Source organism: Bilophila sp. T19-St14 (assembly GCF_059728385.1).
Genome location: NZ_BAAGFT010000002.1, coordinates 690,974 through 707,129 on the forward strand (window position 1 = coordinate 690,974; position 16,156 = coordinate 707,129).

Here is a 16,156-nt window from a genome sequence, read left to right on the forward strand (position 1 = left end):
CCAAAGGGATGGCCAACAGATTGCCACAGCCGTTGGGCCGCCAGCGGGAAACGGAGAAAAAGGCCGTATTTTCACCGTGCTGCGGAGATGGAGCAGCCGCATCCTATGCCGGAACCTAAAGCAGGGGCCTTTGGAAAGGGGGGAGGGCTCGGCTGGGTTGGGGAAGGGAGGGAAAGGCCTTTCCTCAGAAAGGTTTCCCCCTGCCTTTCGCTCTTTTCCCGGTTTTCCGCTCCAGGCCGCATCGTCAATTAGGTATAATCTATTGAAATCATACAACTATATTTCAAATCACGAAGAGATTATTTTTAAATAGCTTCAAATAGTTACATATAAAACGACGACACGGCCTAGGGAAGCTGCCCGTACACGACCCTGTTGTCCACGATGGCCGCGGCGAAGGTGATGCCCTTGAGCCGCCCGGCGGGGGCTTCCAGGATGTCTTCCGAGGGGATCACGAAGTCCGCGACCTTGCCGGGCTCGATGGTGCCCCGCCACGTTTCGCTGTGGCTGAACAGCGCCGCGTAGGAGGTGTAGGCGCGCACGGCCTCCAGCGTGGAGATGCGCTGATCCGGGCCAAGCACCGCGCCGCCCTTGGTTTCACGGTTCACGGCGGTATGGATGGAGAGCATGGTCATCTGCGGCAGCACCGGCGTGTCGGCGTGGAGCGAGAAAGGCAGGCCAGCCCGCACCGCGCTTCCGGCGGGGTCAAGGCGCGCCGCCCGATCCGGGCCGAGGAAGATGTCCCGGTGCCGATCGCCCCAGTTCCAGACGTGCAGCCCGTAGAACGAGGGCAGGATGCCCGCCTCCTTCATGCGCCGGACATGCTCGTCGGTCGCCATCTGGCAATGGATGATCAAATGCCGGGCGTCCTTGCGGGGGCAGCGGGCCTGCGCCCGTTCCACCGCCGTGATGAAGGTTTCGATGGCCCCGACGCCGTTGCAGTGGATGGAAAGCTGGCGGCCCCGCGAGTGCCAGTGGTAGACCAGATCGTCCCAGTAGCCCTGCGTGCCGATGATGCCCGGCCTGAGCGAGGGATCGAAAAAATACCCTTCGGGGATGGCGGCTGTCCCGGCCTGAATGGAGCCGTCCGCAAGCGCCTTGACCGCCGAGTACTGCACGAAGCGGCTGCCCGGCCCGTCGAGGAGGCCCGTGGGCTCCAGCCTGCGGAAAGGCTGCTCCATCGTCGCCAGATAGACGCGCATGTTCAGCCCGCCGGATTCGTAGAGCTGGTTATAGGTGCGGTACACCGTCTCGGCGCTCAGGTTGCCGATGCCCACCGCCGAGTCGTGCGCGGAAGTGAAGCCCTGCGCGTTGTATTCCGCCACGCACTCCCGGACGAGGGCCTTGTGGCGTTCCTGATCCGGCGCGGGCATGAGTTCGCTCATGGCCTTGAAAGCCATCCCTTCCGCAATGTACCCGTTGGGCAGGCCGTCCTTGCCGAGGAACACGTTCACGTCGTCGAAAGGCGCGTCCGGGTTGACGCCGATGCGCTCCAGCGCCTTCGAGTTGGCATAGCAGGTGTGCCCCGAAATGTGGAAGACCAGCACGGGACGGTTGGGCATCACCGCATCGAGTTCCTGCTTGGTCGGGCCGCGCCGTTCGGGGATGTCGGTATCGTCGAAATTGTAGACCACGATCCCGTCATCGCCCCGCACCCGTTCGGCCTGCTTGCGGATCAGGGGGTACACGTCGTCGAGGTGCGCAATGCCCGGACAGCGGCAGTGCGTTTTCCACATGGCGTACAGCGAGGCGTGGCTGTGCGTGTCGATGAAGCCGGGGTAGAGGGACGCCCCCCTGAGGTCGACGGTCCGGCAGCCGGGCCCGGCCAGCGCCGCCAGCTCGTCCTTCGGGCCCACGGCCTCGATGACGTTCCCGGCCACAAGCACCGCCTCGGCAACGCTCCCGGCGGCGTCCATCGTGACGATCCGCCCATTCGTGTACAGCGTCTTTTCAATGCACCGCATAAGGAACTCCTTGACAACACATGAGAACCGTTCAAAAAGCCAACACAGCGAGCCCCGGCCCGCGGCTTCGGAGGGCTTGCCGCAGGCGCTCCTGAAAGACTAACCACACGGTACACGGCGAAGGCGATGGGCCGCAAGCTGAAAAAGGGCGCGGCGGCCTCGGAATCCAACACGGGAAACGGGCGGGCCCAGCCCCGCACGGCAACGGAACTTGATGACGGGCCCATCATCCGTTCCATCAATGCCCGGCCCCGCATGGCGGCGGAACGCACATTCCGTTATCACACGATACGGCGTAGTATGCGGGGGAAGGGGCCCCGGAAGCGTCCGCCCCTTCCGCCTTCCCACCCGCCGGCCGGGATTGTGCGGGAGGGGCGCCGCACGGCAGGGAAAGAGCCACTCCCAAAGCAGCGATCCGGATCAAGGCCGCGGGGTGCCTACGGCAGGGAGGGGACCTCGCGTTTCCCTCCGGGCATCCCACCCCCACCCGCCATACCAGCCAACCACAACGTGACGCCACGATTCACGACAGGAGAAAACACATGCGCACACTGCTCGCCAACGCAACCGTCATTACCATGAACCCCGCGCGGGATGTTTTGGACACGGACATCCTCATTGAAAACGGCGTCATCGCGGACATGGGGCCGGGGCTGGCCGGACGCCCGGAATACGCCGATGCGGAACGGATCGACCTTTCCGGGCGCATCGTCATTCCGGGCCTCATCCAGAGCCATATGCACGTCACGCAGTCGCTGTTCCGGGGGCTGGCCGACGAAATGGAACTCATGGACTGGCTCCAGCGCCGGATCTGGCCCCTCGAAGGCGCGCACACGCCCGAAACCAACGCGGCGGCCGCCCGCCTCGCCGCCGCCGAAGGGCTGCGCAGCGGGGTCACGGCCTTCATCGACATGGGCACGGCCCATTGTCAGGACGCCATTTTCGAGGCCATGCGCGACGTGGGGATGCGCGGGCTGTTCGGCAAGTGCATGCTCGATATGGGCGGCACGGACGTTCCCGCCGCGCTCATGGAGGATACCGAAACCTGCCTCCGCGAGAGCGAACGGCTCATGAACCGCTGGCACATGAGCGCGGGGGGCAGGCTCCGTTACGCCTTCGCGCCGCGCTTCGTGCCCTCGTGCACGGAAAAGCTCCTCACGCGCACCCGCGACATGGCGAGGGCCAACGGCGTGCGCCTGCACACCCACGCCTCAGAAAACAAGGGCGAGTGCGCCTATGTGGAAAGCCTCGTCCACATGCGCAACCTCCGCTACCTGCACTCCATCGGCTACACCGGGGAGGACGTGATCCTCGCCCACTGCATCTGGATCGACGACGACGAGATCCGCATCCTCGCGGACACGGGCACCCATGCCGTACACTGCCCGTCCTCCAATATGAAGCTCGCGTCCGGCATCGCCCGCATCGACGAGATGCTTGCCGCCGGGTGCCGGGTGGCGATCGGGCTCGACGGGGCCCACAACCATATGGATGCGCTCGTGGAACTGCGGCAGGCGGGCATCCTCCAGAAGGTGCGCACCAACCGCCCCACGGCCCTGTCCCCGCTTCAGGCGCTGGAAATGGCCACCCTCGGCGGTGCGCGGGCGATGGGACAGGAGGACGAGCTCGGCTCCCTCGAACCGGGAAAGAAGGCCGACCTTGCCGTCATCAACCCGGACAGGCTGAACATGGCCCCCCGCATCGGGCGCGACCCGGTTGCGCAGGTGGTCTATCAGGCCACGCACGAGAACGTGGAGGCGACCATGGTCGACGGCGTTTTCCTGTACCGGGACGGGAAATATGCGTCCCTCGACCTCAAAGAGTGCCTGCGCGATGCGGAAAACGCCTGCGCCCGGATACTCCGCAGCCCGGACGTCGCGCCGCTGTTCGCGCACTAGGCCGTGTCGTCATCTTACATGGAACAATTTAAAATTATTGAAGACAATCTTTTATGATTTGAAAATAATCATATAACTTCAATATATTATATCTAATTGACGACACGACCTAGGGCCTGTTCACACAACCTGAGAATAAACATCATTTTTAAGCGATGCTGAATGTTCCTTCCAATCCGTTTCAGTCATGGGAAAAATGCAGCATAGTGTGAACACGCCCTAGGGGCTGTCCCTAAATAGTTTACTGGAGCCAAATAAGGCATGATGCCAGCATGACAGATGCTTTAAAAGTTATGGCCAGCTTATCATATCGAGTAGCAACTCTGCGAAATGATTTAAGCCTGGCAAAAAAACATTCAACAAGATGGCGCTCTTTGTATACATGACTGTCATACTCTCGTTGAATCCGTCGGCCTGGCATTGGCGGAATGACCACTTCGTGATTTTGGCGTTCCGCCAATGCCAGTAGCTTATTGGCATCATATGCTCTGTCCGCAAGGAGCTTTTCTGCCAGTAACCCTTCTATCAGGTCACATGCGGGAACAATGTCATTTACATTCCCTGCGGTAATGTGAATGCGCAAAGGATTGCCGAGGGCGTCAACCACAGCGTGAACCTTGGTGGTTAATCCGCCTTTACTGCGACCGATCTGCTGATGGAAGTGCCCCCTTTTGCGCCGGTAGCGTGTTGGTGCAGCCTGATAAAAGTGGCGTCAATAATTATAGCCTCAGGATCGGCGTTTATGGATAACATTCGAAGAATGTCATCCTAGACTTCAAGTTTAGCCCATTGGAGGAAGCGTTTATGTACCGTTTTCCAGGGCCCGAACTCTGGATGTAAGTCCCGCCAGGGCGCTCCTGTTTTCATGAGCCACAGGATGGCGTTAAACATCAGACGGTCATCCTTACGTTTGCGGCCTCTGGTTTCCGTACGGGTCTTTACCAGCATAGGCCCGATTATGGCCCATTTTTCGTCTGAAATATCGTGTCTGCTCATGCCAGACATCAAAACAACAGAAAGACGAAAAGTCGAGAACTTATTTAGAGACAGCTCCTAGCGGGGAGGCCCGTTTTGCCGCCCCTAAGATGGGGCAACGCCCCGGCGGAGGTGAGAACCCTGCCGGGGCGTCCCGTGGTTCCGTAATTGCGGGGACGCGCCTCGTTCAAAAACGAGCCCCCTGCACCAGCACGTGTGGTTCCGCAATTGCGGGGACGCACCCTTGCGGGGCTAGGTGGTCAATCCTGCACCCCTTTTTTAGATCGTGTCGTCATTTTACATATAATTATTTGAAATTGTTAAAAAAGATTTTTACATCTTAAAATACTAAGTTATTTCAATAGATTATATCTAATTAGCGACACCGATCCGAGACTTTTTTCCCGCCCATCAATTCTTCCCCGCAGCACAGGATTTTTTTCTGTAATGCTTGACAGTAAAAAACGTTTTTTTTAGAAGCCAAAGCTCCTTCGGAGGATTGGCGCATGCGCGGCGCACAGTTGGATAAGAAGTGTCTTTTGACACTCTTATCCTTTTTTTTGGCTTTTCCGACTTTATTGGAGAAAAACCATGAAGCTACGTCTTCCACAAGCATCTGTTTTAGGCTGTCTTTTCTTTTTCCTCTGTGCGGGTATAGTTTACGGATTATTTTCTTCGCGTCTGCCTGCGATTAAAGCACAAACCCAAGCCGACGAAGCACAGATTGGCTTGGCCTTGCTTTCATTAGGGGTTGGATCCGTTATCGGGTTCATCGGCGCAAGCCCTTTGCTTCGGCTTATTCAGTCTCGGACAATGTTAAAGGCTATAAGTGCCGCACTGCTTTTGGTGCTTATGCTTATCGGGTTTTCTTTTTCCATTGCCATGTTATATGCGGCATGTTTTTTATTTGGTTTTTGTACCGCATTATTTGACGTATGCATGAATACCCAGGCGATATTGCTTGAAATAAAAACACGCCATGCTTATATGTCTGTAATGCATGCCTTTTATAGTGTCGGATGTTTATCCGGCTCTTCAATAGGGGCCCTATTCGCATCTTTGGACATCACCGTTTATATCAATTATGCCCTTTCCGTGATAGCGCTCTTCTTTTTTTGGCATTTCGCATCGTCCCATCTGCATGACGACATACAAGCGGCTTCACATGAGAAAAAGAAATATAAAATTCCGCTATTTATCATCTTTTGTGGCCTCATGGCGCTGTGCGCCTTCATTTCCGAAGGAAGCGTAGCCGAATGGGGAGGGATCTTTCTGCATACGGTCAAAGGTGCGGATGAGGGGATATCAGCTTTAAGCTTCGGCGTATTTTCAGCACTCATGGCATTCGCAAGGTTATTTGGCGACCGTATGCGCGAATATTTTGGAGACTTTCCGCTATTATTCGGCGGAACAATAGCAGCAAGCGCAGGCATGTATATCGTGCTTGAATCACCTTGGCCGACAGTATGCCTTATCGGTTATTCCTTCATGGGGTTGGGCCTTGCTCCCGTCATGCCCATTGTTTTAAGCCGTGCCGGTGCTTCCGGCCTCATACCGCCTAACGACGCAAGCGCAATAGTATCGCTCTTTGGGTACAGCGGGTTGCTTATCGTGCCTCCGACATTAGGATTTCTTGCCAATAACATCGGCCTTGACAAGGCATTGCTTTTACCTCTTGCCCTTTGCCTTTTGCTGGTGGGAGGGAGTTTTGCCTTCAAAGCGGTGCCGAAATCGTCTTAGGCGCGGGGCATCGGCGTTTCGCGCTGCCCCTGCCTGCCCCGTCGAGGCTGATGGGCCGTATGCCCGCGCTTTCAGTGGGGCCGGGCTTGACGGCCTTTGCCACGGCTGGCTTTGGCATCGGCTTTGAAGCGGCCCCCCTACCTGCTGCGGCGGGCTGGGGGGCCTTATGTTTGGCGTTGATGCTGCGGGCGCTTCCCGCCATAGGGCCTTCAGGATCGGCGTCCCCGCCCGCTTCCCGGCGGGCCGCCCCGCCGCTCCGCACGGCGGAAAGGCGGCTATGGCCGGAAGCCACGCCCTGCGGGGTTTCCCCATCTTATTGGAATGGGAATCAAGGGTGGAGGAAGGATGGAGGCCGGAAATCCCGCCCCACAGGGGGTTCCACCTTGCCGAGATCTTCTTTGGCAACGCGCAGCCGGAAGCCCCGCATCCGTAGGGTTTTCCCCGATCAGGGCAACCGCTGGATCGGCTGGAAGGAGGAAGCCCCACACCCGCAGGGGGCTGTCCATTTCCGCGCGTTCGCATGGAGGGGCAAGCCCCGCATCCGCAGGAGGTTTTCCAACCCCCGAAATATACAGAGCCTTAACCCAAAGGAAGCCCCGCAACCCGCAGTTTTTTTCCCTGAATCGCCTTTCAAAGTCGGTGAGGGCCTTCAGGAAGCCCCACACCTGCAAGGGTTCACCGTACCTGCTGGCGAAGCCTTTTTCAGTTTTCCTGTTGATGGACTCCACCGGTTCTCCCCCGTACCTGCTGACGAAGCGCAACCGTCCGTAGGAAGCCCCACAAGCAAGGATTCCCCTCTTGATCGAGCAGGAAAAGAACGTGTCAAAGTCGGAAGCCCCGCATCCGCAAAGATTCACCCCCATCGTGGTCGCTCGGCGCCGCTTCATCGTGGAAGCCCGCACCCGTAGGGATTCCTCCAGTGTTAGCCGTGGGAATCTTCTCAAGCGTCAGGAAGCCCCACACCCGCAGGGGTTCCTTCCTCCCCCTGTTCCCCCGGCGGCGGGCGGCGGGAAGCTCCACGCCCGCAGGGGTTCCCCTGGATGAGGCTGCTTTCTGGAGCGAAGAGAGGGGAACCTCGTCCTGCAGGGGATTCCCCTACGGCCTCACCCCGGTCATTGAAGGGAGTCCCGGAAGCCCCACACCCGCGGGATTCTCCCCACCTTTTTTTGCAGGCCTCGCGGATCAAGCTGCCGGAAATCCCGTACCCACAGTATTCCCGCCAGTTCGGTAATCCTGCAAGCCCGTCGTTGCGCGGGAAATCCCGCACCCGCAGGGTTCCCCCCTTTTCCGGGAAAGGCGCGGGGCTGTTTTCCGTCAAGCAACAGGGGCGGACGGGGAATAGCCCCTGCCGTGGGAAAGGACTGATGCCTTCTTCCTTGAATCCTAGGGAATAGCTGGCAACGTGCCTCAGCCATGAATCCCACCGACGGAACACCTGAAGAAAAAACGTCATTTCAGCATAGTGTGGAGGTGAAACAACCACATGCCGTGGCGGAGCCAAATATTTTTGGGGAAAGGGCGCACGAGGCTTGCATCAACTAATATATTAGTATATCACTACCCCAACAGCAAGGAATGCCAGCATGATCAGACTGAATACGAACCCCGGCCTGTTGAGGACGGCCGTTTACGAGCGGATCCTCTCGGATCTCCAGCAGGGGATCATCGTCCCCGGCGAGGCCATCAGCCTGAACAAGCTGGCCGAGGCCCTCAACATCAGCAAGACGCCGCTGCGCGACGCCCTGTTGGAACTTCAGGCGGAAGGCTTCGTGACCCTCTATCCGCAGCGCGGGGTCATGGTAAACGTCCTTTCCGAAGAGGAGAAGCGGGAAATTTATGAGGTGTGCGGCGTGCTTGACGGGCAGGTCATCCGCAACGTCTTCCCCCGCATGACGCCGGGCCACATCGCCCGCCTCAAAGAGCTCAACGCCCGGATGCACCCCGGAACGCAGGACATTTCCAGCGACGAGTACAACCGCATCAATCTGGCTTTCCACGAGACGTACCTTGAGCTGGAAACCAGCGCCCTCCTCAGAAAGCTCCTGCGCATCAACCGGCTGCGGTTGTTCCAGTTCTCCCAGAGGGACTGGGGCAAGGCGTTCTGTGCGGCCGACCACGCCGAGCACGGCCGGATCATCGAGCTGTTTGAATCCGGCACCGCTGAAGAGCTTTCCCGCTACGTCACGCAAGTCCATTGGTCGTTCAACTGGCAGCAAGGAACCGAATCATGAGAATCAGAGACATCGCGCGCATCGAAGGGTTCCCCTGCGGGGAATACAACGCCGTCACCGACGTCAAGGGCGTGCGCGTGGGGCACTCCACCGTCATCAAGGAGGGGCCGGGCCCCATCGAAGGCATCGCCCGCACGGGCGTCACCGTCGTGCTCCCCGCCGAGGACATCGTGGAAAACGCCATGTATGCGGGCGTGTTCAGCCTGAACGGGAACGGCGAGCTTTCCGGCTGCCACTGGATCGAGGAATCGGGCCTGCTCACCACGCCCATCGCTCTGACCAACACGCACAGCCTCGGCGTCGTGCGCGACGCCATGATCGGCTATTACGCCCAACGCCAAAAGACCGACGGTTCCTCGTACTGGATGCTCCCGGTCGTGGGCGAGACATGGGACGGCTGGCTTTCCGACATCAACGGGATGCACGTGCGGCCTGAGCACCTGTACGCCGCGCTCGATTCGGCGGCCTCCGGCCCGGTGGCGGAAGGCTGCGTCGGTGGCGGCACCGGCATGATCCTCCACGAATTCAAGGGCGGCATCGGGACAAGCTCCCGCGTGCTCCCCAAGGAGCTCGGCGGCTACACCGTGGGCGTGCTCATTCAAGGCAACTACGGTAAGCGTGAGGATCTGCTCATCAACGGCGTGCCCGTGGGCAGGCACATCCCCACCTCGCGCATCCCCGGCAAGGAACAGGCGTCCCAGCCCATGCCCAAAGAGGACGGCTCGATCATCATCGTCGTCGCCACCGACGCCCCGCTTACCCCTGACCAGTGCAAGCGGCTGGCCCGCCGCGCCGGGCTCGGCCTCGGACGCACCGGGGGCCTCGCCTTCGACGGATCGGGAGATATTTTCATCGCCTTTTCCACCGCCAACCGGCTTGGCAACAACGCCGGGGGCGGCCCGCGTGAGCATACCGTGCGCACCCTGTCGCACGGCTGCATGGACCCCCTGTTCCGCGCCACGGTCGAAGCCACCCACGAAGCCATCGTCAACGCCATGTGCGCGGCGACGGACACGGACGGCATCCTTGGGCGGCGCATGTACGCGCTGCCGCTCGACGAGGTGCGCGGGATCATGCGGCGTTACGAATCCCTCTAGAGGCCGCCGCGCCGCACCCCCCGCAACGGGCGCGGCGGCCCCCCCTTATCCCCGGAAAGGGATGGGCGGAGCAATGTTTGAAGAGCCCGGTTTTCACCGTGAGACAACCTCTTGCCAAAAAAGGGCGCTCCTATACGGGAGCGTCCCACATAAACAAGGAGTCCCTTATGTGGAAGCGCTTTTTAGGCATCATGGCTGCAACCCTTTGCGTGTTGAACCTGACCGTGGGCAGCGCCTTCTCGGCTGATCTCGTCAAAGTCCCCACCGCATGGCTGGACGAGCACGAGACGTTCCTGATGTGGTACGCCAAGGGAAAGGGTTGGGACAAGGAAGCCGGGCTTGACATCGAAATGAAGCTGTTCAACTCCGGCCCGGACATCCTCAACGCCCTGCCCGCCGGGGAATGGCGTTTCGCCGCCGTGGGCGCCCTGCCCGCCATGCTCGGCAACCTGCGCTACGGCACCTCCATCATCGCGCAGGCCAACAACGAGGCCGCGCTCTGCACCTCCGTCGTCGTCCGCGCCGACAGCCCCATCGCCAAGGTCAAGGGCTGGAACAAGGACTACCCCGAAGTTTACGGCAGCCCTGAAACCGTGCGCGGCAAGACCTTCCTCGCCACCACGCTGACCTCGTCGCACTACGCCCTCAGCACATGGCTCAACGTCCTCGGCCTCAAGGACAGCGACGTGGTCATCAAGAACATGGATCAGTCGCAGGTCGTGGGCGCGTTTGAAAACAACATCGGCGACGGCATCGCCATCTGGGCCCCGCACACCTTCATCATTCAGGAAAAGGGCGGCGTGGTCTTCGCGGGCGACATCGTGCACTGCAAGAAGTCCAACCCCATCGTGCTCATCGCCGACACCAAGTACGCCGAAGCCCATCCCGATGTGGCCGCGAAGTTCCTCAGCGTATACATGCGCGCGGTGGATCTCATGAAGAATACGCCGCCCAAGCAGTTCGTCGAGGAATACCAGAAGTTCTATCTGGAGTTTGTGGGCAAGGAATACAACTACAATCAGGCCCTGCTCGACCTTGAGACGCACCCCGTCAGCAACCTTGACGAACAGCTCGCCATCTTCGACGACTCCAAGGGGCCGAGCCAGGCGCAGCTCCACCAGTCCGACATCGCCGCCTTCTTCTCGAACGTAGGCCGCATCACCGCCGATGAAGCCGCCAAGGTTTCCGACGGCAAGTATGCGACCGGCAAGTATCTGAAGCTCTTGAAGGAGCAGCAGAAGTAGTCGGGATAGGGGAAAATTTGGGAGAAAATTGGGGAGGGGAGGGGGAACCTTTCTGAAGAAAGGCTTCCCCTCCCCAAACCCCACCCCTCCCCCTCCCAAGACTTTTACGTTTATCGAATCCCTGTCCGCGAGCCTGCTTCGATGCGGGCTGCTTTTGGGATAAGACGCATTGCGCTGGGGAAAAGCGTTGTCCGGGGAAAACGGGCCTGCCGGTTGCCCCGACCCTTTCAGGAAGGCCCTGTCATGGCATAAGATTGTTTTATTTTTGCAGTATGCGGAAAATAGAGACTTTTTCTCATTTTTTTCGCTGATGGGCTCCAGATTGGGGCATTTTATTCGTTCTTCCTTTGGAACTTCAAGAAAGAAAGCATTAACCGTTTCCCATGATACAGCCTTTAGGAAAGCAGCCATGAGCACATCCTTTGTCAGAGGGCCCCTCCTCATCCTTCTTGGGGCCTTGTGTTTCAGCACCACGGGGACTGTCCAAGCCCTTGCCCCGGAAGGGGCGACGCCCTATGTCATCGGCGCGCTGCGCATGCTCGTCGGCGGGCTGTCCCTGCTCCTGTGGTGCGCGTTCCGGGGGGATCTGCCCCGGTTCTGGCATTGGCCCATGCGCTGCGTCATCCCCTCCGCCTTTGCCCTGCTCGGCTTCCAGTTCTTCTTTTTCCGGGGCGTGCTCGAAGCCGGGGTTGCCGTGGGCACCGTGGTCGCCATCGGCTTCTCGCCCATCGTCGTGGCCCTGCTCGGATTGATCTTCCTGCGCGAAAAGCCCGCCAAGGCATGGTATCCCGCCACCGGGATCGCCCTGATCGGGCTGCTCCTGCTCAACGCCGACGCCGTGGACGGGGCCAGCTTCGCGGGCATGGCCTTCCCCCTGCTCGCGGGATTCTCCTATGCCTGCTACTTCGTGTTCAGCAAGCCGCTGGCCCAGAACGCCTCGCCCGGTTCCGTCATGATGGTTCTGTGTCTCCTGAGCGGGCTGTGTATGTTGCCCGTCTTCTGGATCTACCCGGTTGCATGGCTGGCGACCCCCGTGGGCGCGCTCGTGGCCCTGCACCTTGGGGCCGTCACCACGGCCGTCGCTTTTTCCCTCACCCTCTCCGGACTCAAGGTGACGCCCGCCGCCACAGCCTCGACCCTCAGCCTTGCGGAGCCCCTCTCCGCGGCCTGCCTTGGGATCTTCTTCCTCCATGAGCCGTTGTCACTGTCCGCCGCCGTGGGGATTGCCCTCATCTTCGGCAGCGTCCTCATCCTCATAGCCTGCCCGTCCGCCCAGCCGTCCAGCGGAAAACTCGCCCCCCGCCCGCAAGGGCAATGACGGGGAAGGCCCCGCATGCCCCCAAAGGCATCTGTGGCCTTCCCTTGTTCGCGGGGCTCCCTTTCGCTGCCGGAGCCGCCCCTTTTCCGTGTGGAGCCTTGCCTCCGATGAGAACATGCGAACCGCCCTGCCCGGCGTAAGCCTTCCCCTGTTCGCAAGGGAGGCTCCTCCAGCCGGGGTGCTGATGCCTCGGCCTTCCCCGCCTTTCCCCTATTTGTGGGGTTCTTCCATAGAAAATGGTTGATGTTTTATTTCTTAAAAGCCTTTACCCCCACTCATGGGGGCTCTTCCCTTCATTGACCCATACGAAAATCTTGGGAGGGGCCTTCACACCACTTGCGGGGGTTCTCCTGCTACAGCAAGAAAGCTGTTGCCGCTTGTCCAGCTTTACCTCGCTCGCGGGGGTTCTCCTCCTCGATGCCATTCTTAAGAATAAGGATTTTCGGCTCTCCCCCTGCTCGCGGGACTCTCCCATGCCTGCTATTTTTCATGTTCAGCAAGCCGCTGGCCCGGAACACCTCGCCCGGTTCCGCCATGATGGTTCTGTGCCTCCTGAGCGGGCCGTGCTGTAGGTCGGCCTTTCCCGCTCGCGGGGGTTCTTCTCCAGCCGGGGCGCTGATGCCTCGGCCTTCCCCCCCACTCATGGGGGCTCTTCCCTTCATTGACCCATACGAAAATCTTGGGAGGGACCTTCACGCCACTCGCGGGGGTCTTCTGCTACAGCAAGCAAGCTGTTGCCGCTTGTCCGGCCTTCTCCCTGTTCGCGGGGTTCCCCGTCATCCGGGGTTGCCGCCACGGGACGGCGGCCCGTGCGCCAAAAACCGATTGACGGTGCGCTGGGCGTGATATAAAACTGACTGGTCAGTTTTCATTTTATTCCAACCTGTGAAAAGAGCGGCCGATCAGGGAACCATGCGCTGCACGGGAGCCTCTCATGACGACAGACGAAAACCTCTCCATGACCCCAGACGACGACAAGGCCCAGCAGCGGCGCAAACGCCCCCGCAGGGGCCCGCTCATCGGCTTCCTGCTTTTGCTGTTCCTGCTTGCGGGGATAGGCGCTGGCGCGTGGTGGTATCTGTTCCTGCGTTTTGAGGAAAGCACGGACGACGCCTATGTCGCCGGCAACGTGCTGCGTATCATGCCGCAGGTGAGCGGCAAGGTCGTCGCCGTGGATGTGGACGACAACGACATGGTCGCCGCCGGGCAGGGGCTCGTGCGCATCGATCCCGTGGACGCCCGCCTTGCCTATGAGCGTTCCCTTGTGGCGCTGGCCTCGGCGGTGCGCGATACCTGCCGCCTTCAGGCGCAGCTCAGGGAAACCGAGGCCGCCATCCGCATGCGCCGGGTGGATCTGCGCCAGAAAGCCGACAATCTGGCCCGGCGCGAGGCGCTGGGCAGGGCCAACGCCATCGGCGCGGAAGAGCTGAAGCACGCCCGCGACGCCCGCGAGAACGCCGCCGTAGCCCTCGCCGCCGCCGAAGAGGAACGCAACGCGCTTGCCGCCGTGCTGCTGGATACCGGGCTTGCCGAACAGCCCGCCGTGCGTCAGGCCGCCGCCAACGTGCGCGACTGCTGGCTCGCGCTCCAGCGCACCACCGTCCTGAGCCCCGCCGCCGGGCAGATCGCCAAGCGCAGCGTGCAGGCCGGAGAAGTCGTATCGCCCGGCACACCGCTCATGACCGTAATCCCCCTCCACCGCCTCTGGATCGACGCCAATTTCAAGGAAGTCCAGCTTCATAAGATGCGCATCGGCCAGCCCGCCGTGATCCGCGTGGATATGTACGGCGGCGACGTCACCTATCATGGCCGCGTGACCGGGTTCTCCGCCGGGACGGGCAGCGCCTTCTCCCTCCTGCCGCCCCAGAACGCCACCGGCAACTGGATCAAGATCGTCCAGCGCGTGCCCGTGCGCATTGAAATCGATCCCGCCGACCTCAGGGAACACCCCCTGCTGGTGGGCCTGTCCGCCGTGGTGAAGGTGGACACGTCCGACACGTCGGGGCGGCTCCTCGCCGCTGCCGCCCGCACCGAACCCGTGCCCGGCGATCTCGTCTCGCAGGCCCCCGCCGTCGATTTCGCCCCGGTCGAGGCGACCATCGACGGCATCATCCGGGACAACGCCCTGCCCGGCGTCTGCCCCATCCCGGACAAGCCATGAGCGCCCAGCCCCTGCCGCCGCTTCAGGGCGGGATGCTCGCCGCCGCAACCATCGGGATTTCGGTGATCACGGCGATGACCGTGCTCGACTCCACCATCGCCAACGTCGCCCTGCCCACCATCGCGGGCAACCTCGGCGTGGCGTCTTCACAGGGGACGTGGGTCATCACCTTCTTCGGGGTCGCCAACGCCATCGCCATCCCGCTCACCGGCTGGTTCGCCCGGCGCATGGGCGAGGTGCGGCTGTATTTCTGGTCCACGTTCCTGTTCGTCGTGGCCTCGTTCCTGTGCGGCATAGCCAACAGCCTTGGGATGCTCATCATTTGCCGCATTTTGCAGGGGGCCGCCGCCGGGCCGCTCATCCCGCTTTCCCAGAGCCTCCTGCTGGCCTGTTACCCCAGCGAGAAGCGCGGCATAGCCCTTTCCCTGTGGTCCATGACCATCGTGCTCGCGCCCATCCTTGGGCCGATCCTCGGCGGGTACATCTGCGACAACTACACGTGGAACTGGATCTTTTTCGTCAACGTGCCCGTGGGGGCCGTATGCCTCGTCGCGTTGCGCATCCCTATGGCGGGGCGCGAGACGCCCACCGCCAAGAACCCCATCGACACCGTGGGGCTGATCCTGCTCATCATCGGCGTGGGCAGCCTCCAGCTCATGCTCGACGAGGGCAAGGACAAGGACTGGTTCGCCTCCGGCTACATCGTGTTCCTCGGCATCCTCACGGTGGTGGGGCTGGTGTTCCTCGTGGCGTGGGAGCTCACCGAAGAGCACCCCGTGGTTGACCTCTCCCTGTTCCGGCACCGCAACTTTACCGTGGGCACAACCTGCATCAGCCTTGGGTTCCTGTTTTATTTCGCGGGGGTGGTCATGGTGCCCATGATGCTCCAGACGCGGCTCGGCTACACCTCCATGTGGGCCGGGCTTTCCCTCGCGCCCATCGGGATTTTCCCGGTCTTCCTCTCGCCGCTCATCGGCCGGTTCGCGCAGCGCATCGACATGCGGATCATCGTCACCATGAGCTTTCTGGTTTTCGCGGCGGCCTTCTACATGCGCACCCTGTTTTCCCCGGACGTCGATTTCTTCTTCGTCCTCTGGCCGCAGGTCGTGCAGGGGATCGGCGTGGCCATGTTCTTCATGCCGCTCACGAGCATCATCATTTCAGGGCTCGACGCCAAGGACATCGCCAACGCCTCCAGCCTTTTCAACTGCATCCGCGTGCTGGCGGGCTCCATCGGGTCGTCCCTCGCCACCACCATGTGGGAACGGCAGGAAGCCCTGCACCACGTCCGGCTCACCGAGTCCATCACCCCGTTCAACCCGGCGGCGCAGCACGGGCTCAGCCAGCTCGCGCAGATGGGCCTTTCGCCGGAACAGGCGAAAGCATGGGTCGCCAACGAAATCACGCGGCAAGGGTTCCTGCTCGGATTCAACGAACTGTTCTGGCTGGCGTCCATAGCCTTCATCGGGCTGGCCGGGCTGGTCTGGCTGTCCGTTCCCATCAACAAGAAAACCCGGTAGGCGGGCGC

The 16,156-nt window shown here is 61.0% G+C and carries 11 protein-coding genes and 1 pseudogene; 8 read left to right on the top strand and 4 right to left on the bottom strand.

Annotation, left to right across the window (positions count from 1 at the left end; all coding sequences use genetic code 11):
• Window positions 1–347 precede the first annotated feature (347 nt).
• Window positions 348–1,964, bottom strand: a complete 1,617-nt coding sequence (locus AC6I1V_RS17440) for an amidohydrolase (protein ID WP_497737284.1) — start codon at window positions 1,962–1,964, stop codon at window positions 348–350.
• A 542-nt stretch (window positions 1,965–2,506) separates the two neighbouring features.
• Between AC6I1V_RS17440 and AC6I1V_RS17445 the strand changes: the two genes are divergently transcribed.
• On the top strand, window positions 2,507–3,862 hold the full coding sequence (locus AC6I1V_RS17445) for a 5'-deoxyadenosine deaminase (RefSeq protein ID WP_486855039.1): 1,356 nt from the start codon (window positions 2,507–2,509) through the stop codon (window positions 3,860–3,862).
• A 241-nt stretch (window positions 3,863–4,103) separates the two neighbouring features.
• Here AC6I1V_RS17445 and AC6I1V_RS17450 read toward each other — a convergent pair.
• Both AC6I1V_RS17450 and AC6I1V_RS17455 read right to left on the bottom strand, forming a co-directional pair.
• Window positions 4,104–4,529, bottom strand: a pseudogene (locus AC6I1V_RS17450) (IS5 family transposase); the annotation flags it as partial.
• A 101-nt stretch (window positions 4,530–4,630) separates the two neighbouring features.
• A complete protein-coding gene (locus AC6I1V_RS17455) occupies window positions 4,631–4,867 on the bottom strand; it encodes a transposase (protein WP_497737285.1) in 237 nt (78 codons plus the stop codon).
• Between the two features lie 561 nt (window positions 4,868–5,428).
• Between AC6I1V_RS17455 and AC6I1V_RS17460 the strand changes: the two genes are divergently transcribed.
• Window positions 5,429–6,577, top strand: a complete 1,149-nt coding sequence (locus tag AC6I1V_RS17460; RefSeq protein WP_486854559.1) for an MFS transporter — start codon at window positions 5,429–5,431, stop codon at window positions 6,575–6,577.
• Here AC6I1V_RS17460 and AC6I1V_RS17465 read toward each other — a convergent pair.
• A complete protein-coding gene (locus tag AC6I1V_RS17465) occupies window positions 6,552–6,869 on the bottom strand; it encodes a hypothetical protein (RefSeq protein ID WP_486854558.1) in 318 nt (105 codons plus the stop codon). The two genes, AC6I1V_RS17460 and AC6I1V_RS17465, sit on opposite strands and share 26 nt — an antisense overlap.
• Before the next feature lie 1,291 nt (window positions 6,870–8,160).
• On the opposite strand from AC6I1V_RS17465, the gene AC6I1V_RS17470 reads away from it, so the two are divergent.
• From AC6I1V_RS17470 to AC6I1V_RS17495, 6 genes are all read left to right on the top strand, one after another.
• Window positions 8,161–8,808, top strand: coding sequence for a GntR family transcriptional regulator (locus AC6I1V_RS17470; RefSeq protein WP_308771774.1), 648 nt, complete (start codon window positions 8,161–8,163; stop codon window positions 8,806–8,808).
• Window positions 8,805–9,905, top strand: a complete 1,101-nt coding sequence (locus tag AC6I1V_RS17475; RefSeq protein ID WP_486854557.1) for a DmpA family aminopeptidase — start codon at window positions 8,805–8,807, stop codon at window positions 9,903–9,905. The genes AC6I1V_RS17470 and AC6I1V_RS17475 overlap by 4 nt, the downstream gene beginning before the upstream one ends.
• A gap of 167 nt (window positions 9,906–10,072) precedes the next feature.
• Window positions 10,073–11,149, top strand: a complete 1,077-nt coding sequence (locus AC6I1V_RS17480) for an ABC transporter substrate-binding protein (RefSeq protein ID WP_479858753.1) — start codon at window positions 10,073–10,075, stop codon at window positions 11,147–11,149.
• A gap of 409 nt (window positions 11,150–11,558) precedes the next feature.
• A complete protein-coding gene (locus AC6I1V_RS17485) occupies window positions 11,559–12,467 on the top strand; it encodes a DMT family transporter (protein ID WP_486854556.1) in 909 nt (302 codons plus the stop codon).
• Between the two features lie 934 nt (window positions 12,468–13,401).
• On the top strand, window positions 13,402–14,628 hold the full coding sequence (locus AC6I1V_RS17490; RefSeq protein WP_308771682.1) for an HlyD family secretion protein: 1,227 nt from the start codon (window positions 13,402–13,404) through the stop codon (window positions 14,626–14,628).
• Entirely contained in the window at window positions 14,625–16,148 is a 1,524-nt protein-coding gene (locus AC6I1V_RS17495) for a DHA2 family efflux MFS transporter permease subunit (protein ID WP_486854555.1), read from the top strand. Before AC6I1V_RS17490 ends, AC6I1V_RS17495 begins: the two co-directional genes overlap by 4 nt.
• Window positions 16,149–16,156 lie beyond the last annotated feature (8 nt).